At 61.7% G+C, this 19,804-nt stretch carries 9 protein-coding genes; 5 read left to right on the top strand and 4 right to left on the bottom strand.

Annotated elements, in window-relative coordinates; all coding sequences use genetic code 11:
* The first annotated feature begins 1 nt into the window (after position 1).
* Positions 2 to 559: an NADPH-dependent FMN reductase gene (locus FIV38_RS08405; RefSeq protein WP_092236970.1), complete on the top strand. Its 558-nt coding sequence runs from the start codon at positions 2 to 4 to the stop codon at positions 557 to 559.
* 84 nt (positions 560 to 643) lie between these two features.
* Here FIV38_RS08405 and FIV38_RS08400 read toward each other — a convergent pair whose 3' ends face one another.
* Positions 644 to 1,138, bottom strand: a complete 495-nt coding sequence (locus FIV38_RS08400) for a DUF934 domain-containing protein (RefSeq protein ID WP_029291397.1) — start codon at positions 1,136 to 1,138, stop codon at positions 644 to 646.
* Positions 1,122 to 2,780, bottom strand: coding sequence for a nitrite/sulfite reductase (locus tag FIV38_RS08395; RefSeq protein WP_029291399.1), 1,659 nt, complete (start codon positions 2,778 to 2,780; stop codon positions 1,122 to 1,124). The genes FIV38_RS08400 and FIV38_RS08395 overlap by 17 nt, the downstream gene beginning before the upstream one ends.
* Positions 2,781 to 3,232: 452 nt before the next feature.
* On the opposite strand from FIV38_RS08395, the gene FIV38_RS08390 reads away from it, so the two are divergent.
* On the top strand, positions 3,233 to 4,312 hold the full coding sequence (locus FIV38_RS08390) for an ABC transporter substrate-binding protein (RefSeq protein WP_092236967.1): 1,080 nt from the start codon (positions 3,233 to 3,235) through the stop codon (positions 4,310 to 4,312).
* A 4-nt stretch (positions 4,313 to 4,316) separates the two neighbouring features.
* Here the strand turns inward: FIV38_RS08390 and FIV38_RS08385 are convergent, their stop codons facing one another.
* Entirely contained in the window at positions 4,317 to 4,532 is a 216-nt protein-coding gene (locus FIV38_RS08385; RefSeq protein ID WP_029291403.1) for a DUF2970 domain-containing protein, read from the bottom strand.
* 132 nt (positions 4,533 to 4,664) lie between these two features.
* On the opposite strand from FIV38_RS08385, the gene FIV38_RS08380 reads away from it, so the two are divergent.
* Complete coding sequence (locus FIV38_RS08380) at positions 4,665 to 11,774, top strand: NEL-type E3 ubiquitin ligase domain-containing protein (protein WP_092236964.1); 7,110 nt, start codon at positions 4,665 to 4,667, stop codon at positions 11,772 to 11,774.
* Positions 11,775 to 12,649: 875 nt separating this feature from the next.
* Here the strand turns inward: FIV38_RS08380 and metH are convergent.
* Entirely contained in the window at positions 12,650 to 16,360 is a 3,711-nt protein-coding gene (gene metH, locus FIV38_RS08375) for a methionine synthase (protein WP_092236961.1), read from the bottom strand.
* Between the two features lie 165 nt (positions 16,361 to 16,525).
* On the opposite strand from metH, the gene FIV38_RS08370 reads away from it, so the two are divergent.
* Both FIV38_RS08370 and nfuA read left to right on the top strand, forming a co-directional pair.
* Positions 16,526 to 18,817 carry a fatty acid cis/trans isomerase gene (locus tag FIV38_RS08370; RefSeq protein ID WP_092236958.1) on the top strand — a complete coding sequence of 764 codons (2,292 nt, stop codon included), beginning with the start codon at positions 16,526 to 16,528 and terminating at the stop codon, positions 18,815 to 18,817.
* A gap of 86 nt (positions 18,818 to 18,903) precedes the next feature.
* Complete coding sequence (nfuA, locus tag FIV38_RS08365; RefSeq protein WP_003190728.1) at positions 18,904 to 19,488, top strand: Fe-S biogenesis protein NfuA; 585 nt, start codon at positions 18,904 to 18,906, stop codon at positions 19,486 to 19,488.
* The last annotated feature ends 316 nt before the right edge of the window (positions 19,489 to 19,804 follow it).

Genomic DNA, 19,804 nt, shown 5'->3' with positions numbered 1-19,804 from the left:
CATGAGCAAGGTCTATACGATTGCCGTACTGGTCGGCAGCTTGAGAAAAGAGTCGATCAACCGCAAGGTCGCCTTGGCATTGGCACAGTTGGCGCCGGCCAATCTCAAGCTCAACATCGTCGAAATCGGCGAATTGGCGCTCTATAACGAAGACCTTGATGGTGCAACGCCACCTGCGGCCTACACCACGTTCCGCCAGCAGGTGGCGGCGGCCGATGGAGTGCTGTTCGTCACCCCTGAATACAACCGTTCGGTGCCGGCAGCCCTGAAAAATGCCATTGATGTCGGCTCGCGCCCTTACGGCCAGAGCGCCTGGAGCGGCAAGCCTGGTGCCGTCATCAGTGTTTCGCCAGGGGCCATTGGTGGCTTCGGCGCCAATCATCATTTGCGCCAGTCCCTGGTGTTTCTGAATGTGCCTTGCATGCAGCAGCCGGAAGCCTACCTCGGAGGCGCGGGCAGCGCGTTCGATGAGTCGGGCAAACTGTCGGAGAAAACCAAACCGTTCCTGCAAGCGTTTATCGATGCCTATGGCCATTGGGTCGCACAGCACAAGGGCTGACGTACACAACGGCGCCTCTCGGAGCCCATAAAAAAACCGAAACCTGCGACGCCAGGTTTCGGTTTTTTTGTTTCCCGTCAGGGCTTAGCGACGACGGAACAGCGGCAGCGGTTCGTCGGTTGCGGCCTGGTACGTCACCGAGAAGTCCTTGAGGCTTTCCAGTGCTTCGTACGGGTCTTTGTCGGCGCGCAAGGCGTAGGCATCGAAACCGCAGCGGTGCAGGTAGAACAGCTGGTCGCGCAGCACATCGCCAATCGCCCGCAGTTCGCCTTTATAACCATAGCGGTCACGCAGCAGGCGCGCGTTGGAGTAGTTGCGCCCGTCGGTGAAGGCCGGGAAGTTCAGCGCGATGACCTGGAAGTGCTGCACGTCATCACCGATTTCTTCGGCTTCTTCATCGGCGTCCAGCCACACACCCAGGCCGCCGTCGCGGGCCTTGAGGGCGTGGCCATGCTCACGCCACAGGGCCAACGGTACGATCAGGTCGTCGCAGTTGGAGATGCCATCGAACGTCGCGTCCTTGGGCAGCAGGTGCCAGGTTTCGTCGACGACTTCGTTGTTCTTAATGATTCGCTGCATAGACGCGCTCCTTGAACAGGTCAATGCCGATGCGCTGGTAGGTGTCGATGAAGCGCTCATCTTCGGTGCGCTGTTCGACGTAGACGTCGATCAGCTTGCCAATCACCTCGGGCATGGCTTCCTGGGCGAAGGATGGGCCGAGGATCTTGCCCAGGCTCGCATCACGGCTGGCGCTGCCACCCAGGGACACTTGGTAGAATTCTTCGCCTTTCTTGTCCACCCCCAGGATGCCGATATGGCCAACGTGGTGGTGACCACAGGCGTTCATGCAGCCAGAGATGTTCAAGTCCAGCTCGCCGATGTCGAACAGGTAGTCCAGGTCGTCGAAACGGCGTTGGATCGACTCGGCAATGGGAATTGACTTGGCGTTGGCCAGGGAGCAGAAGTCGCCGCCCGGGCAGCAGATGATATCGGTCAACAGGCCGATGTTCGGCGTAGCGAAACCGCCTTCGCGCAGTTCGCCCCACAGGGTGAACAGTTGGCTCTGCTCAACGTCCGCAAGGATGATGTTCTGCTCGTGGGAGGTGCGCAGTTGACCAAAGCTGTAGCGGTCGGCCAGGTCGGCGACGGCGTCCAGTTGCTTGTCGGTGATATCACCAGGCGCCACGCCGGTGGGCTTGAGTGACAAGGTCACCGCCACATAGCCCGGCTGCTTGTGCGCCAGGGTGTTGCGGGTCCGCCAGCGGGCAAAGCCGGGGTGCTGCTGGTCGAGTGCGGTCAACTCGGCGTCCTGGTTGCCCAGGGCCTTGTAGTCCGGGTCGACGAAGTGCTTGGCCACGCGATGCACTTCGGCTTCGGTCAGGGTTGTCTGGCCGCCGCGCAGGTGTTCCATCTCGGCGTCGACCTTCTGGGCAAATACCTCTGGAGTGAGGGCCTTGACCAGGATCTTGATGCGCGCCTTGTACTTGTTGTCACGACGGCCATAGCGGTTGTACACACGCAGGATGGCGTCGAGGTAGCTCAACAGGTCTTGCCAGGGCAGGAATTCATTGATGAACGCGCCAACTACCGGGGTACGACCGAGGCCGCCACCCACCAGGACGCGGAAGCCCAGTTCGCCGGCGGCGTTGTACACTGGCTCCAGGCCGATATCGTGGACTTCGATCGCGGCGCGGTCGGAAGTCGAGCCGTTGATGGCGATCTTGAATTTGCGCGGCAGATAGGCAAATTCTGGGTGGAACGTAGTCCACTGACGAACAATCTCGCACCACGGACGCGGGTCGATCACTTCATCGGCGGCAACACCGGCGAACTGGTCGGTGGTCACGTTGCGCAAGCAGTTACCGCTGGTCTGAATGGCGTGCATCTGCACGGTGGCCAATTCAGCCAGGATGTCTGGCACGTCTTCCAGGGCCGGCCAGTTGAACTGTACGTTCTGGCGGGTACTGATGTGGGCGTAGCCCTTGTCGAAGTCACGGGCGATCTTGGCCATCATGCGCGTCTGACGCGAGGTCAACTGGCCGTAAGGCACGGCCACCCGCAGCATCGGCGCAAAGCGCTGAACATAAAGGCCATTTTGCAGGCGCAGAGGGCGGAACTCTTCTTCGCTCAGTTCACCTGCCAGATAGCGTCGGGTCTGATCACGGAACTGCTTGACGCGGTCCTCGATGATGCGCTGATCGTATTCGTCGTATACGTACATATAGGTCCTGTTCTCGGCAAATCTGCGCGCACGGCCGCGCACTCCCAACGGAGCCGGCGCACGATACCAGCTTGCGTTTATGCGCAAAAGTGATGTTTTAGTATATGCAAAGAACCAAATCGACTAATGAGAACGTTTATCGCGATACCCCCATTTGTCATAAGGGCAATCATCGACTTTACTGTGGTCGAGTCTTAGTGCAATCACCTATAAAACCGACAAGAGGCGATGCGATGAGCAATCCAATCAAAGCCCGTAAAACCGACAGTACCGTGGACGCCTGGGCGATTCTGTTTCTGATTATCCTGGTGGTTTCAACCGCCGTGTTCTGGGTCAGCCATCAATAACCGGCGCTGATCCCTGCGAAGCTGTCCGATCTGCCGGTAAATAGCCAAGATCAAAAGGCTCGTTGCCATTATCATGATCGGTCAATTTCCGGGGTTCGGGCTGTAATGTTGAAGGTTCTCTGCGGGTGCGTGTGGTGGGTGGGAATGACGTTCGGGGCGATGGCCCATGCCACGTCAGTGGTGTTTCTCAACCCTGGAATGTCCACTGAAGCCTTCTGGGTCAGTTACGCGCAATTCATGCAGGCTGCGGCCAAGGACCTCGGCCTGGATTTGCGTGTGCGCTATTCAGAGCGTGATCCGCAAAATACCCTGCAGCAGGCCCGCGAAGCATTGCAGGGGCCGCAGCGCCCGGATTACCTGGTGCTGGTCAACGAGCAATACATTGCCCCGCAGATCCTGCGCATGGCCCAGGGCAGCACGGTCAAGTTATTGATCGTCAACAACGCCCTGACGCCGGACCAGGCGCAATTGCTCGACGCGGGCAAATACCCCAACCTGCTGGGCAGCATGGTCGCCAATGACGAGGAGGGCGGCTACCTGATGTTCACGGAGTTATTGCGCCAATACGGCCCGGTCCCGGCGGGCACGACCCTCGACGTGCTGGCGTTTTCCGGCGCGAAGAACACCCCCACCGCGCAACTGCGTGAACAGGGCCTGCAGCGTGCCCTGCGCGAACACCCCCAAGTGCATCTGCGCCAACTGGTCTACGGCGAGTGGAAGCGGGAGCGCGCGTTTGAACAGGCCATCCAAATGTTCAAGCGCTACCCGCGCACCGCGCTCGTCTGGTCGGCCAATGATGAAATGGCCCTGGGCGCAATGCAGGCGCTCAAGGCCAGTGGGCGCACGCCCGGCAAGGACGTATTGTTCAGCGCGGTCAACAGCTCGCCCGACGTCCTGCGAGCGCGGCTCGACGGGCAGCTCAGCGCCCTGGTCGCCGGGCATTTCACGGTCGGTGGCTGGGCGATGGTGCTGCTGCATGATGATGCACGGGGCGTGGATATCCAGCGCCATGGCGGGCGCGAGCGCCAGGTGAAGCTGTTTCAGGTGATCGCCGAGCCACAGGCTCAACGCTTGCTCGACAGGGCGGGCCGCGAGGGCGAGGGCGTGGACTTTCGCGCGCTGTCGGCCCAGGGCAAGCCTGCGGCCTATCAGTATCCCTTCAGCATGCAGAGCGTGCTGCACTGAACCCCTAGACCCCGGCCAGATGCACCACCAGCTTGACGATGGCAAACAGGGTCAGGGCAAACAGCACGGTAAACACAATCCCCAGCACCACAAAATGACTGGGCTTGCCATGGGTAAAGTCCCGGGCGCGGTTTTTCCCGCTCTGTACGCCGAACGCGGCGGCCATCACGCTGTGCAGCATCTGCCAGAAGGTCGGCGGTTTGTTGTCGGGAGCATCCATAAGTCCTCCTGCTGGGGTGGGTACGTGGGCGACTCCACAGAGAATAGCCAACCCCCCGGGAATGTGCAGACGTAGTTACCGCCGCGCTTTCCAGTGAGCGTGGTGTGCTGTGGCTTTTCCTGGAGCCGCACCATGACCGACTCTCCTGTATTGCCCCCGACCCCCAGCATCCACGGGCGGTTGTTGAAGACACGTACGCCGCAATGGCTGATCGACGCCAGCTCCCCACGCCGCGAGGCACTCAAGCGCAGCGATGCGCCTGTGCCGCCCGCCTACCGGCGCGCGCCCCCCGAGCAACGCCAGCGAGTGCGCGACTGCATTGTCGCCAGCTTCACCGCGCAGACTGCCCTGGACAAGACGATGTCAGCCCTGCAGGACATAGAGACCTTTGCCCGGCCGCTGCTGGTCAACGCCCTCAAAGACCAGTTCGGCGTGACGCTGGCCCCGCGGATCGAAACCTGGCTGAGCCTGCGCAAATCACTGCAAGTGACTCACTTCAACGTGAACACGCTGGCCTATGACTTTCTGAAACTGGAACTGCTGCAAGCGGCGCTGCATAACTTTGAGGAAGCCGAGTGCGAGCAGGGCGCGTTTCACCCGTCATCGGGTTTCAAGTGGCAAGTACCGACGCGTGGTGTATCACCCCAACATTCCTTGTTGCCGTTGCGCATGCGAGGCCTTGAAGTCCATCAGTTCATGACCATGTGCCGGACCCTGGACCTCGGTGGCCAGTACCGCAGTTACATCAGTAAATTCTTCAACCCCAGCGATGCCGCAGTCGAGACAACCCTGCGCCAACAGTTCATTGCCAGTCAAAAGACGGCGATGAGGGCGGCCGCCGAACTGGCCCTGGTGGGCGAGGACATAACCCACGACGACTACAACATGCTGCTGTCGGTGATCGATGGCGAGCGTTCACCGCGCAGTGGCGGCCAACCGGTATGGATCTGCGACCTGGGCCTGATGAAGCTGCGCATGACTGGGTGCGTGTTGTTTCTGGCTTTCGATCAGGCCCGCGCCCATTTCCCTATCTTGTACATCCCCCACGACCCCTATACCCCGCTCAAGCGCTACGCCTCCCTCGCGCAGATGCTGGAAACCCTCACACAGCGCCTGATCACGCCGGGCTCGGCGTCAACCCGCGTGACCCGTCCGACGGATTACCAACGGTTCTTCAGTCAGTTCGTTGACGACGCCGATCGCCCTCACTATTTCAGCGAGTTCACCGAGGATGCTGCCGATGCGACCTTGCTGGAAAAAATCGGTTCTAACTTTGCTGGTCTTGGGCAGACATACGAACTGATCAGCAAGCTGACGCCATTCACCGTGAACAATCTGCCGGCCATGCCGTTAGCGCCGCAGGTCCCGAACCCGCAGCCTCATCTGGCACCTATAGCGCTGGCGTTAAAAGGCCAGGTGCATGGCAGCGACAAGGTCGATCTGTGGAGCTATTTGTATGAACAGCACCGGCAAAAATGCATCGCTGATGCAGCCAGTCGTGCGGTGCCCACGGCCGATGTCGATGCCAGAGTGCGCAAACGTAAACTGGCGATGCTGCTGAATGTGGGGCTGTTCGGGCTCAGCACAATTGCGGGGTTCGTGCCGGTGCTGGGGGAGGTCATGATGGCGGTGATGGTCGAGCAACTGTTGAGCGAGGTGATCGAGGCCGCGCAGGAGTGGAGTGAAGGCGACCGCAAGGCCGCCAAGGCGCATATCATCGATCTGGCGCAAAACCTGGCCTTGATCGGGCTGACGGCGGCGGGTGGTGCCGCTTTGAGTCGGCTCAGGCCTGAGCCGGTAATCGAGGGCCTGGTGCCGGTGCAGTTACCCAACGCCAAGGTACGCCTGTGGAAACCTGACCTGGCCCCCTACAAGCAGGCCGACAGCCTTGTTGCCGGGAGCACGCCCAATGCCTTGGGGCAATACACGATCGGCAACCGGCATTACGTGCGTATCGATAACGGCGTGTACGAGAAGGCCTTTGACCCGCTGCTGAAAAAATGGCGCATCCAACATCCCCATGACCCCATGGCCTATCAGCCGGTCCTCGAACACAACGGGCTGGGCGCCTGGCGCCATCGTCATGAGTCGCCCCTGGCGTGGGACCGCCTGACCTTGCTGCGGCGCCTGGGGCACATCACTGATAGCTTCGCGGATGAGACCTTGAGGGTTATTGGCGAGGTCAGCGGCGTTGATGACGACGTGTTGCGCAAGGTACACATGGATGGTTTGCCAGTACCTGCGGCGCTGGCCGATACCCTGGAGCAGTTCCAGGTCGATCAGGAGGTCGAAGCGCTGATTGGCCGGCTGCGCCGTGGCGACGGGTTGGACAGCCGCGATACCTACGCCGTGCCCCTTGCGCTTGAAATGCGCGGCTGGCCACGGGGGCGGGTGGTGGAAGTGTTTGAACAGGCTGCTGTAGATCTTCCTGCCGTTGAAGAGCGGCAGTCGTTGTCAGATTTGGGCGAAGCACAGGCGCGTTACCTGCTCGGCACGCCTGATCGTCGAAACCTACATGGCGTGCCCCTGAGCGATGAGTGGGGCGGCCCCACCGTCACTGCGCCGAAGCCCACTGGCCGCTCTGTGCGTTATGGCAGTCCGGCGTCAGCCGACGACCTTCGGCCCACCCTGAAAATCACCCGTGCCGACCTGCTGCAAGGCAGGCTCGCCCAAGCGGTGTTGGCGGGCCTGGACGAGCAGGAAACGGCCGCTTTGCTAGGCACTGGGTCAAATACAGGCGAGCTGACCAGGGCGCAGCGCTTCAATGAGCGCCTCGCCGAGCATGCCCTGCACAGGCAACAGGCGCTGTTTGACGCCCTGCTGCGCGCCAAGGGGCCGCCCCCCGCCGATACAGGGTTACTGGCGCGCCGGTTTCCCTCGCTGTCCCACCGCGCCCGCAGTGAGGTGCTGAACCACGCCAGCCCGCAGGAACTGACCAACCTGCACCACCACGCCCGGGTCAGTGCCCGTCTTGATCACCTGGCCCGTACCGCGGTGCAACAAGGCCGGGTGAGCCGTGCGATCAGTGGGCTGCATCGCGATCGGCTTGCCAGCCCTGACAGCGACCGCTTGGCCTTGCATGGCCTGGAGCGCCTGCCGGGTTGGCCCCAGGGCCTGCGTCTTGAGCTGCGCCTGGACAGTCATCGCGGGCCCCTGGTGGACAGCATCGGGGATGCCGACGCCGCCGTGCGCCGCTACCTAGTCAAGCACGGCGATCAATTCCAGGCCTTTGATGCCGCAGGCAACGTGCTCAATAGCGCCGACGCCCCAGGGCGTAACTTGTTCCCGTCGATCCTTGCTGCGCTGCCCGATGACACCCGCCAGGCGTTGGCGCTGACGGGGCAGGGCACGGATTTGCAGACGCTGTTGGCGACTTATGCCAGGGCGCATCGGCAGATCGTCGCCGAGCAGCTTCTGAAGCTGCGCGCCCCCAGGTCCCGGCCTTCGCTACGCCTGCAGCGCGGGCGCCTGGGCTATGCGTTGTCCGGTCGCGGCCCGCTGCTGGGCATGGATGAGTATTTGATTGTCCTGGCTCGGGGTGTCTACCCGAACTTGGCGGACGATGAGGTCCTGGAGTTCATCGAGACCCGCCGACTCGACGGCGAAAGCGAGCGGAAAATCGCCCTGTTGTTTGCCAACCGCCAGCGCGAATTGACGACCTTGCGCGCGACGCTGGAGCAATGGGCAGGGGATGATGCGTCGCGCCTGCCCGCCGTGAACGATGTCATTGACTGTTGGCGCCAGGGCCTGGATCGGGAACGCGCTCCCCACGCCACATTGAATCTGCGCGCGGATCAGGTGCTGCCTGAGTGGGAGGCGGACTTTTCCCATGTGCAGACCCTGAACTTGTCGGGGGCGCGCTTGCTGGCCGAAGAGCCAACACAACTACTGCGACCGTTTCCCCGTGTGCAGCAATTGGAGTTGTACGTGAGCCCCGAGCAACTCGGGGCCGTGACCCAGCGCCTGGCGCACGTTTCAGGCCTCACGGCCGTGTCGATCACTGGCCCGGAACTGACCTACACCCCGCAAGCGCTACAGCCCCTTGAGCGCATGACCGGCCTCCAGCAACTGTCCCTGGTCGGTAGCTTGCCGGCCCTGGACCTCAGTGGCCTGACCTCATTACGCCGCTTGAGCGTATCCGGCACGCTGTCTGCCTGGCCTCAAGGGCTACTGGCACTTGAGCACTTGGAGTTTGTGGACTTCACAGGCACGCCGCTGCGTAACGTGCCGCCCGAAATGTTTGCCGGGCACCCTCGCCTGTGGCGGGGCTTGCACGTGAATTGGTCGGAATACGAAGCCCAGGATTTCATGAGGGTGTATGAGCACCTGCATGACAACCCGGCCCACCTGGTGGATGAACAGCGCCTGGTGCAAACCTATTGCGAGGGGGCCTTGTCCGGCTTGAAAGATGGCGACCAGGGCTTTGCCGATAAAGTCCTCGCCGGGTTCAGGGCCCAGGACCTGAGCGCGCGTCAACGCTTGGATCGGGTCAATGCCTTGCGCAAGGAATACCGCGAGTTGTTCGAGGTGCTGGAGCAATGGTCGGATCACGAGTCCAGTGTCGGTAGAGTAGAGGTCGAGCGTCAGGTGGCGACTGAAAAAATCCTCGATTGCTGGCGCCACGGGCTGCAGCCGCGCTTGGTGACTGACGGCGAGTTGCCTGCCATGGGCGCGCACCTGGATCTGTCCGGCGCCAGACTGGTCGATTTGCCACGGTTGCCTGCCCCTGGGTTCAGCCATGTGCGCAGCCTGGACCTGAGTGATATAGGCGTCTCATTGGAAGGCATCAATGGCTGGATCGGCCAATTCGCCCAGCTCGACACATTGAGTCTGGCCCGAAACAATCTGGCCGAACTACCGTCAGTGCTTGCGCAATGCCCATCCCTGCGCCACTTGGACCTTTCCCATAACTGGCTGGTCGTCAGCCCGGCGATACAGGCCCAGGTCAGCCAACTGACGGGGCTAGTTTCGCTGCGCCTACCGTATAACCCGATCCGCAGCCTGGATATCAGTGCCCTACATGACCTGCACACTCTGGACCTGAGCCACAGTGCGCTCGACGAGTGGCCGCAAGGGGTGCTGGAACTGCCGTCGTTGCAACGGCTGGATCTGAGTTACAGCGCCGTGACCGGTATCCCCGAGGCGGCTTTGAGCGGGCATGACCCCTTGTTGCTCAACACCCACCTGCGGGGTTGCCGCCTCGACATGGCGACGCGCGCCGAGGCGCGGCTTTTTGCGCGCAGGCACCCAGCAACCCGGCTGGAAAACCCCCTGGGTATCCCCCGCGACCTTCTTGCCCAGGGGCTGACGGGGGGCAAGCCCGAATATTTTCCCGAAGATGCCTTGCGCCGTCCTGAGCTGCTGGTGGCGCTGCCCACGGCGTCCGCTGCCGACGCGGTGCAGTTAGCGCCAAGCGCCCGCTTGCAACGGCTGGCCCCAGCCCTGGATGACCTGCAGGCGGCGGCTCGCATAGACGAGCTGCACAGCCATGGCCTGGATGCGCAGCAGGTCCACGCCCGCCTGGATGAATGGGAAGCGCAATACGCGCAGTGGGTGTCGCTGCTCAACGACTGGATGGATGTTCACGGCTATTTGGACGGCAGTTGGGTCAGTGCCCTGGATCGCCGCCGGGCGGCGGATCGCCTGTTGGAGAGTTGGCGGCACACCCTGCGCGCCACACCGCCCGCACCTGGGCTGGACGGCGTGCAATTGCTGGACTTTTCCCAGCTCTCGTTGGGGGATCTGCCCACGTTGCCTGACTATTTTGCGCATGTCAGCGAACTGAACCTGAGCCGAATCCGGCTTACCGCCCAGGGCTCCAATGGGTTTCTGCGGGCCTTTACCCATGTGCGTAAATTGACCCTGAGCCACAACGGCTTGCGCGGCATACCCGATGCCATCGCTGAGTTTCGGGGGCTGCGACACCTGGATATGGCCAGCAATGAACTGCAGACCACGGAGCCACTGTCGGCCCTGGGCGAACTGGAATGGCTGGACTTGAGCGAGAACCTGTTGACCGAGGTGGAGCTGGGCGGCCTGGCCCGGCTGAATACGCTGTATCTGCAGCACAACCTGCTGGACGATTGGCCCATGGCGGTCCTGGAACTGCGACACCTCCGCAGCCTGAACTTGCAAGACAACTGGATCGAGAACCTGCCGGAGGCGGCACTCGCACTCCAGTATCGGCAACTGCTGGCGGGGACCAGTTTGTCAGGCAACCGCCTTGAGCAAGCTGCCTGTGAGCGTCTACAGGTCTATCTAACCCAGACCGGCAGCGGCCTGGGCTTTTCCACCGAGCAACTCGACGCCATGATCCGCAGCTATCAGGAACGCGACGAACTGGCTGCTTTCGACTCCCCGGATTACTCCCTCAATCATCCCGACATCGAAACGCCCCAGGAGCAGAAAGCTCGCTGGTTTGGCGGTGTCGCGCCGTATTCGTCAAAGCACCGGCTGTGGCAGCAACTGTTCGCCCAAGAAGGCAGTGGCGACTTTTTCTTCACGCTCTCGCAATTGCGCAATACCGAGGACTTTCTTGAGACGCCAGCGGACCTGACGCAACGGGTGTGGGCGCTGCTGGAGGCGATGGATAAAAAACCGTCCCTGCGCCGCGATCTGTTTGCCCGGGCCACGGCGCTGATGCCCGAGGTGACCTGTGGGGATGGCCGCATCCTGATGTTCAATGAGCTGGAAACCCGTGCCCTGGAGTTCGATGCACTGACCCTTGCTGAAAAGGGACAGGACGGGGCCACACTGTTGAAATTTGCCCGCAGCATGCTGCGCCTGGAGGCTGTGGAAGAGATTGCCCAGGCCACTATCGAAAGCCGCGAGGACATTGACCCAGCAGAGATTCGCCTGGCCTTGCGCATCGGTCTTGCCCAGCGTCTGGAGCTGCCGCGGCAACCGTTGAGCATGCTGTACAGCGAGTTATCGGAAGTGACCACGGCCGATCTGGACAGCGCCTTTGCCGCGGTGCTGGAACGTGAGTGCACCTCGACGTTCGAGGAAAAGCTGGTGGGGCTGGAGTATTGGCTCAATTACCTGAAGCAGAAGTACGCCGCTGATTTTTCGGCGTTGGCCCAGGAGGTGGAGCAAAAGGCCGAAGCCTTGGAAGAGCGCTATCCCGACAATGGTTCGGACTACTTGCGCGACTATGCTGCGTTGGGAACCTGGAGCAAAGAGCAGCGCACGGCCCTGGCGATCCGCCTGACCCGGCAGGAGCGACAGGCGCTGAACCTCTAAGCGGCCAAGGAAAGCCGTGACCCGGCACTGGTTTTTTTGTGGCGAGCGGGCTTGCCCCGCACTGGGCGGCAAAGCCGCCCCAACACCCTCACCAAGTTCTACCAGATACACCGAGGGGAATGGTTTTGGGTCTGCTGCGCAGCCCAGCGGGGGACAAGCCCCCTTGCCACAGAGGGCTATGCAGCAGCCTGGAACTCGCTGCCAACACTGGCTTTTTTGTGGCGAGCGGGCTTGCCCCGCGCTGGGTGGCGAAGCCGCCCCAACACCCTCACCAAGTTCTACCAGATACACCGAGGGGAATGGTTTTGGGTCTGCTGCGCAGCCCAGCGGGGGACAAGCCCCCTTGCCACAGAGGGCTATGCAGCAGCCTGGAACTCGCTGCCAACACTGGCTTTTTTGTGGCGAGCGGGCTTGCCCCGCGCTGGGCGGCAAAGCCGCCCCAACACCCTCACCAAGTTCTACCAGATACACCGAGCTGGCTGGTTTTGGGTCTGCTACGCAGCCCAGCGGGGGACAAGCCCCCTTGCCACAGAGGGCTTTGCAGCAACCTGCAACCTGCTGCCCAACACTGGCTTTTCTTGTGGCGAGCGGGCTTGCCCCGCGCTGGGCGGCAAAGCCGCCCCAATAGCCTCACCAAGTTCAGCCAGATACACCGAGGGGAATGGTTTTGGGTCTGCTGCGCAGCCCAGCGGGGGACAAGCCCCCTTGCCACAGAGGTCTATGCAGCACCCTGGAACTCGCTGCCAACACTGGCTTTTTTGTGGCGAGCGGGCTTGCCCCGCGCTGGGCGGCAAAGCCGCCCCAATAGCCTCACCAAGTCCTGCCAGATACACCGAGGGGGCTACACCCTCTAGCCAGAGGGACCCATGCAGCCCTTAGTTGTCGTATCCCAGGTTCGGCGCCAGCCAGCGTTCGGTCACGCTCAGGTCTTGCGCTTTGCGTGCGGTGTAGCTCGTCACCTGGTCCTTGTCGATCTTGCCCACGGCGAAGTACTGCGCCTGCGGGTGGGCGAAGTACCAGCCGCTGACCGCCGCGGCCGGGAACATCGCGTAGTGCTCGGTGAGGAACACACCGCTGCGCCCAGCGTGCATTTCGCGGGCCTCGGGGTCCAGCAACTGGAACAATTGGGCCTTCTCGGTGTGATCCGGGCACGCCGGGTAGCCTGGGGCAGGGCGGATGCCACTGTACTGCTCTTTGATCAGGGCCTCGTTATCCAGCGCTTCGTCCTTGGCGTAACCCCAGTAGTCCTTACGCACCTGCTGGTGCAGCCACTCGGCGCAGGCCTCGGCCAGGCGGTCGGCCAGGGCCTTGACCATGATCGAGTTGTAGTCGTCGCCCGCATCCTGGTAGGCCTTGGCCACCTCTTCGGCGCCGATGCCGGCGGTGGTGATAAACCCGCCGATGTAGTCGGTCACGCCGCTGTCCTTGGGAGCCACAAAGTCGGCCAGGGAGAAGTTCGGCTTGCCGTCGGTCTTGATGATCTGCTGGCGCAGGTGGTGCAACTTGGCAATCGGCTGGCCATCGTCGCCGTACACTTCCAGGTCATCGTCCTGCACCTGGTTGGTCGGCCAGAAGCCGAACACCGCGCGGGCGCTGATGAGTTTTTCGTCGATCAACTTCTTGAGCATCTCCTGGGCGTCGGCGTACAGCGCGGTGGCGGCTTCACCCACCACTTCATCGGTGAGGATGCGCGGGAATTTGCCGGCCAGATCCCAGGAAATAAAGAACGGCGTCCAGTCGATGTATTCGGCCAGGACCTTGAGGTCGATATTGTCCAGCACCTTGGCCCCGGTAAACGTCGGCTTGACCGGGGTGTAGGTGCCCCAGTCGAACTGGGGCTTCTTGGCGATGGCCGCCGCGTAGCTCAGGCGCTCGGTGCGGGCGCTGCGGTTCGAAGTGCGCTCACGCACGTCGATGTATTCCAGGCGGGTCTTCTCGACAAAGCCGGCCTTCAGTTCCTTGGACAGCAACTGTGTGGCCACGCCCACCGCACGCGAGGCGTCGGTCACGTAGATCACCGCATCGTTGCTGTACTTGGGTTCGATCTTCACCGCCGTATGCGCTTTGGAGGTGGTGGCGCCGCCGATCATCAATGGCAGGTGGAAGTCCTGGCGCTGCATTTCGCGGGCCACGTGCACCATCTCATCCAGGGACGGCGTGATCAGCCCCGACAGGCCGATGATGTCGCACTTCTGCTCCTTGGCCACCTGCAGGATTTTTTCCGCCGGTACCATCACGCCCAGGTCGACGATGTCGTAGCCGTTGCAACCGAGTACCACACCGACAATGTTCTTGCCGATATCGTGCACGTCACCCTTGACCGTGGCCATGAGGATCTTGCCCTTGGCTTCCGGCTTGTCGCCTTTTTCCAGTTCGATAAACGGAATCAAGTGAGCCACGGCCTGCTTCATCACCCGGGCGGACTTGACCACCTGGGGCAGGAACATTTTGCCGGCGCCGAACAGGTCGCCGACGATGTTCATGCCGGACATCAACGGGCCCTCGATCACCTCGATCGGGCGCGCGAAGGACAGCCGCGACTCTTCAGTGTCTTCGACGATATGGGTAGTGATGCCCTTGACCAGCGCGTGTTCCAGGCGCTTGTTGACGTCCCAGCCACGCCATTCCTCGGTCTCGGCTTCCTTGACGCTGCCATCACCCTTGTACTTGTCGGCGATAGCGAGGAGGGCATCGGTGCCTTCCGGCGTGCGGTTGAGTACCACGTCTTCGACAGCGTCGCGCAACTCGGTGGGGATCTGGTCGTAGATCTCCAACTGGCCGGCGTTGACGATGCCCATGGTCAAGCCGTTGCGGATCGCATACAGCAGGAACACCGAGTGGATCGCCTCGCGCACCGGGTTGTTGCCACGGAACGAGAACGACACGTTGGACACGCCGCCCGAGGTCAGCGCGTAGGGCAGCTCATCGCGGATATAGGCACAGGCGTTGATAAAGTCCACGGCGTAGTTGTTGTGCTCTTCGATACCGGTGGCCACGGCGAAGATGTTCGGGTCGAAGATAATGTCTTGCGGCGGGAAGCCCACCTCATTGACCAGGATGTCGTAGGAGCGCTTGCAGATTTCTTTCTTGCGCGCCTCGGTGTCGGCCTGGCCGGCTTCGTCGAACGCCATCACCACCACCGCCGCGCCGTAGCGCTTGCACAGCTTGGCGTGATGGATGAACTGCTCGACGCCTTCCTTCATGCTGATGGAGTTGACGATGCCCTTGCCCTGGATGCATTTGAGGCCGGCCTCGATCACTTCCCACTTGGAGGAGTCGATCATGATCGGTACCCGCGAGATATCCGGTTCGCCGGCAATCAGATTGAGGAAGGTCACCATGGCCTTCTTCGAATCGAGCATGCCCTCGTCCATGTTGATATCGATCACCTGGGCGCCGGCTTCCACCTGCTGCAGGGCAACTTCCAGGGCTTCGGTGTAGTTGTCTTCGCGGATCAGCCGGGCGAACTTGGCCGAGCCGGTAATGTTGGTACGTTCGCCGACGTTGACGAAAAGCGACTGGCGATCAATGGTAAACGGCTCCAGGCCCGACAGGCGGCAAGCCTTGGGAATGTCCGGGATCGGGCGCGGCGCGTAGCCGGCCACGGCCTTGGCGATGGCTTCGATATGCCCCGGCGTGGTGCCACAGCAGCCGCCGACGATATTGAGGAAGCCACTCTGGGCAAACTCTTCGATGACCTTGGCGGTCTCCGAGGGCAGTTCGTCGTACTCGCCGAATTCGTTGGGCAGGCCGGCGTTGGGGTGGGCGGACACGTAGGTGTCGGCCTTGTTCGACAGCTCTTCGAGGTATGGCCGCAACTCACTGGCGCCCAGGGCGCAGTTCAAACCCACGGAAATCGGCTTGGCGTGGGCGATGGAGTTCCAGAACGCCTCGGTGGTCTGGCCCGACAGGGTGCGCCCGGAGGCGTCGGTGATGGTCCCGGAAATCATGATCGGCAGCTCGACGCCAAGCTCTTCATATACGCCTTGTACGGCGAAGATGGCAGCCTTGGCGTTGAGGGTGTCGAAGATGGTTTCGATGAGGATCATGTCCGCACCGCCTTCGATCAGGCCTTTGGTGGCCTCGGTGTAGTTCTCCACCAGTTCATCGAAGGTGACGTTGCGGTAGCCGGGGTTGTTCACGTCGGGCGACAGCGAGCAGGTACGGCTGGTCGGGCCGAGCACGCCGGCGACAAAGCGCGGTTTGTCCGGGGTCTCGAGGGTCTTGGCGTCGGCGACTTTACGCGCCAGGCGCGCGCCTTCCAGGTTCAGCTCGTAGGCCAGCGCCTCCATGCCGTAGTCGGCCTGGGACACCTGGGTGGCGTTGAAGGTGTTGGTTTCGAGGATATCGGCGCCGGCATCCAGGTACGCCTTCTCGATCCCGCCGATCACGTCCGGGCGGGTCAGGATCAACAGGTCGTTATTGCCCTTGACGTCACTTGGCCAGTCGGCAAAGCGTTTGCCGCGGTAGTCCTCTTCCTCCAGCTTGTAGCTCTGGATCATCGTGCCCATGCCGCCATCGAGGATCAGGATGCGTTCCTTGAGGGCTTGCTGGAGGGCTTGCAGGCGAGTGCTACGATCGGACATGGGACTACTCTAATCAGGCATTACGGAGGGCGTGGATCATAGCAAACCTGTGCGCTTTTAGAGCATGCCCTGGTTTTGCATGAATATCGCTCATGTTGATCGGGTGCCGACATCGGTAGAATCGCGGCAATTTTTCAGCGCACGCATTGAATCGGGACCGGATAGATGTCACTTCGCCTCATTACCAGCGCCGCCTTGGCGCTGGTCGCCTGTATCGCACAGGCCAACGGACCCGCCCCGGCGATTTCCTATACCCGCGACATTCAACCGATCTTCACCGAGAAATGCGTGGCTTGCCATGCCTGCTATGACTCTGCCTGCCAGCTCAACCTGGGCAGTGGCGAAGGCGCGGCACGCGGCGCAAGCAAGGCGCCGGTGTATGACGGCGAGCGCAGCCAGGCGTCGCAGCCGACCCGGTTGTTTTATGACGCCTTTGGCAAGGCCGCCTGGCAACGCCAGGGCTTTGCCTCGGTGCTGGACGCCCAAGGCACTCAGGCTGCGTTGATGGCACGCATGCTGGAACTGGGCCATAACACCCCCTTGGTGGCCAATGCCAAGTTGCCCGATGACATTGTGCTGGGCCTGAACCGCCAGAACATGTGCCCGCTGCCGGGGGAGTTCGACGCCTACGCAGGCGCGCATCCCAAGGAAGGCATGCCCCTGGCCGTCACTGGGCTGACCGACCAGCAATACCAGACCTTGCAGCGCTGGCTCGCGTCCGGCGCGCCGATTGATGAGCAAGGCCTGGCGCCCAATGCCCAGGAAGCCTTGCAGGTGCAGCAATGGGAAAACCTGCTGAACCAGCCCGGTGCCCGCGAAAGCCTGGTGGCGCGCTGGTTGTTCGAGCATTTGTTCCTTGCCCACATCTATTTCGAAGGCGGTGAGCCGGGGCATTACTTCCAATGGGTGCGCTCGCGTACGCCCAGCGGCCAGCCGATCGACCTGATCAACACCCGTCGCCCCAATGACGACCCGGGCACCCAGGTGTACTACCGCCTGTGGCCGGTACAAGGGGTGATCGTGCACAAGACCCACATTACCTACCCGTTCAGCGCGGCGAAGATGGCGCGGATCAAGTCGTTGTTCTACAGCGGCGACTGGCAGGCCATGGCGCTGCCGGGCTACGGCCCTGGCCGCCGGGCCAACCCGTTCGAAACCTTCGAGGCGATCCCGGCCAAGGCGCGCTACCAGTTCATGCTCGATAACGCCGAATACTTTGTGCGCACCTTTATCCGTGGGCCGGTGTGCCGGGGGCAGATTGCCACGGATGTGATCCGCGACAACTTCTGGACCCTGTTCCAGGATCCGGACCACGACCTGTACATCACCGATGCCCGTTATCGCGGCCAGGCCACGCCGTTGCTCGCCATGCCGGGGCAGAACGATGACGTGGGCAGTGTGTTGAGCCTGTGGCTGGCCTACCGCGACAAACGCAATCAATACGAGGCCCTGCGCCGCGACAACTACGCTGACTTACCGGCGCCTGGCTGGCCGAGCCTGTGGGCGGGCAATGACAACGCCTTGCTGAGCATCTTCCGCCATTTCGATAGCGCCTCGGTGACCAAGGGCTTGATTGGCGAAGTGCCGCAGACGATGTGGTTGTTCGATTTCCCGTTGCTGGAGCGCACCTATTACCAGTTGGCGGTCAATTTCGACGTATTCGGCAACGTCTCGCACCAAGCCCAGACCCGCCTGTATTTCGACCTGATCCGCAATGGCGCCGAACAGAACTTCCTGCGCTTGATGCCGGCGGATTCGCGCGATGGATACCTGGATGACTGGTACCAGAACAGCGGCAAGGTCAAGCTGTGGCTGGACTATGAAGCCATCGACAACGACAAGCCAACGGGCCTGAAGCTGGATGAAAAGGACCCGAAACGCGACTTTGCCAACCAGTTGCTCGCCCGTTATGGCAATTTGAACGCCAGCCCCGACCCGATCAACCGCTGTATTAGCGCCTATTGCTCGCGTCCCGGTATCGATCCGCAACTGCGCGATGCCGAACAGACCCTCAGCCGCCTGACTTCCAGGCCGGCGGCCGGGCTCAAGGTGATCGAGCAATTGCCGGAAGCCACCTTGCTGCGCATCCAGACCCGCAGTGGCAAGCGCGAGGTCTACAGCCTGCTGCGCAACCGTGCCCACAGCAACGTGGCGTTTATGCTGGGCGAGGCCTATCGCTACCAGCCGGGCCTGGATACCCTGACGATCTACCCAGGCGTACTCAGCAGCTACCCCAACTTCATCTTCAACGTGCCGGCCGAGGATGTGCCTGAGTTCGTCGAGGACATGGAGTTGGCCAGGGATACCAAGCGTTTTGAGCGGATTGTCGAGCGCTGGGGCATCCGCCGCAGCCACCCGCAGTTCTGGGAGTACTTCCACGATCTGTCGCAGTACCTCCACGAAACCACGCCGGTGGAAGAGGGTGTGCTGGATATGAACCGCTACGAGAACCTGTAGAGGTGGATTTGCCCGACAAAAATACTAGGACTTTGTGCCGCCGAGGCGATTGGCGTAAACTGCCGGCAAGCCTGTGAGGAGTTCCCATGACTGCCATAACCATTACCGACGCCGCCCACGATTACCTGGCCGATCTGCTGTCCAAGCAGAACACCCCGGGCATCGGCATCCGCGTCTTCATCACCCAGCCGGGCACCCAGTACGCAGAGACGTGCATTGCCTACTGCAAGCCGGGCGAAGAGAAGCCTGAAGACACCGCGCTGGGGCTCAAGAGCTTCACTGCGTACATCGATGCCTTCAGCGAAGCGTTCCTTGACGATGCCGTGGTCGACTACGCCACTGATCGCATGGGCGGCCAACTGACCATCAAGGCCCCCAACGCCAAGGTGCCGAACGTCAATGCCGACAGCCCGGTCAACGAGCGCATCAATTATTACCTGCAAACCGAGATCAACCCGGGCCTGGCCAGCCATGGCGGCCAGGTCAGCCTGATCGACGTGGTGGATGACGGCATCGCCGTGCTCAAGTTCGGTGGCGGCTGCCAGGGCTGTGGCCAGGCTGACGTGACCTTGCGTGAAGGTATCGAGCGCACGTTGCTCGAGCGCATCCCCGAGCTCAAGGGCGTACGTGATGTGACCGACCATACGCAGAAAGAAAACGCCTACTACTAAGGCGTTCGCTGCAAACAAAAAACGGCGCCCGTGAGCGCCGTTTTTTATTGATTTAAATTAATGAGTTACACGAGCTATCTAACAAAGAGAATCAACTGTGGGAGCTGGCTTGCCTGCGATGACGGTGCGCCAGGCGACTTATCTATCGACTGTTTCACCGCTATCGCAGCATCGGTATCTACACAACTTTCAGAAACTGACGAACTCTCCTGTGGCGAGCGGGCTTGCCCCGCGCTGGGCTGCGAAGCAGCCCCAGTAAGCCGTATGCGGTGTATCAGATACTCCGTAGCGGCTGGTTTTAGGGCTGCTTCGCAGC

Origin of the sequence: Pseudomonas proteolytica (assembly GCF_007858275.1) — a bacterium.
In the GTDB taxonomy this organism is placed as follows: Bacteria; Pseudomonadota; Gammaproteobacteria; order Pseudomonadales; family Pseudomonadaceae; genus Aquipseudomonas; species Aquipseudomonas proteolytica.
The sequence above is the reverse complement of the archived record's forward strand: the minus strand, read 5'-3'. Positions and strand labels throughout refer to the sequence as shown.

Coding starts and splice junctions, on each gene's coding strand:
- FIV38_RS08405 (WP_092236970.1), top strand. CDS start 2: ATGAGCAAGGTCTATACGATTGCCGTACTGGTCGGCAGCTTGAGAAAA.
- FIV38_RS08400 (WP_029291397.1), bottom strand. CDS start 1,138: ATGCAGCGAATCATTAAGAACAACGAAGTCGTCGACGAAACCTGGCAC.
- FIV38_RS08395 (WP_029291399.1), bottom strand. CDS start 2,780: ATGTACGTATACGACGAATACGATCAGCGCATCATCGAGGACCGCGTC.
- FIV38_RS08390 (WP_092236967.1), top strand. CDS start 3,233: ATGTTGAAGGTTCTCTGCGGGTGCGTGTGGTGGGTGGGAATGACGTTC.
- FIV38_RS08385 (WP_029291403.1), bottom strand. CDS start 4,532: ATGGATGCTCCCGACAACAAACCGCCGACCTTCTGGCAGATGCTGCAC.
- FIV38_RS08380 (WP_092236964.1), top strand. CDS start 4,665: ATGACCGACTCTCCTGTATTGCCCCCGACCCCCAGCATCCACGGGCGG.
- metH (WP_092236961.1), bottom strand. CDS start 16,360: ATGTCCGATCGTAGCACTCGCCTGCAAGCCCTCCAGCAAGCCCTCAAG.
- FIV38_RS08370 (WP_092236958.1), top strand. CDS start 16,526: ATGTCACTTCGCCTCATTACCAGCGCCGCCTTGGCGCTGGTCGCCTGT.
- nfuA (WP_003190728.1), top strand. CDS start 18,904: ATGACTGCCATAACCATTACCGACGCCGCCCACGATTACCTGGCCGAT.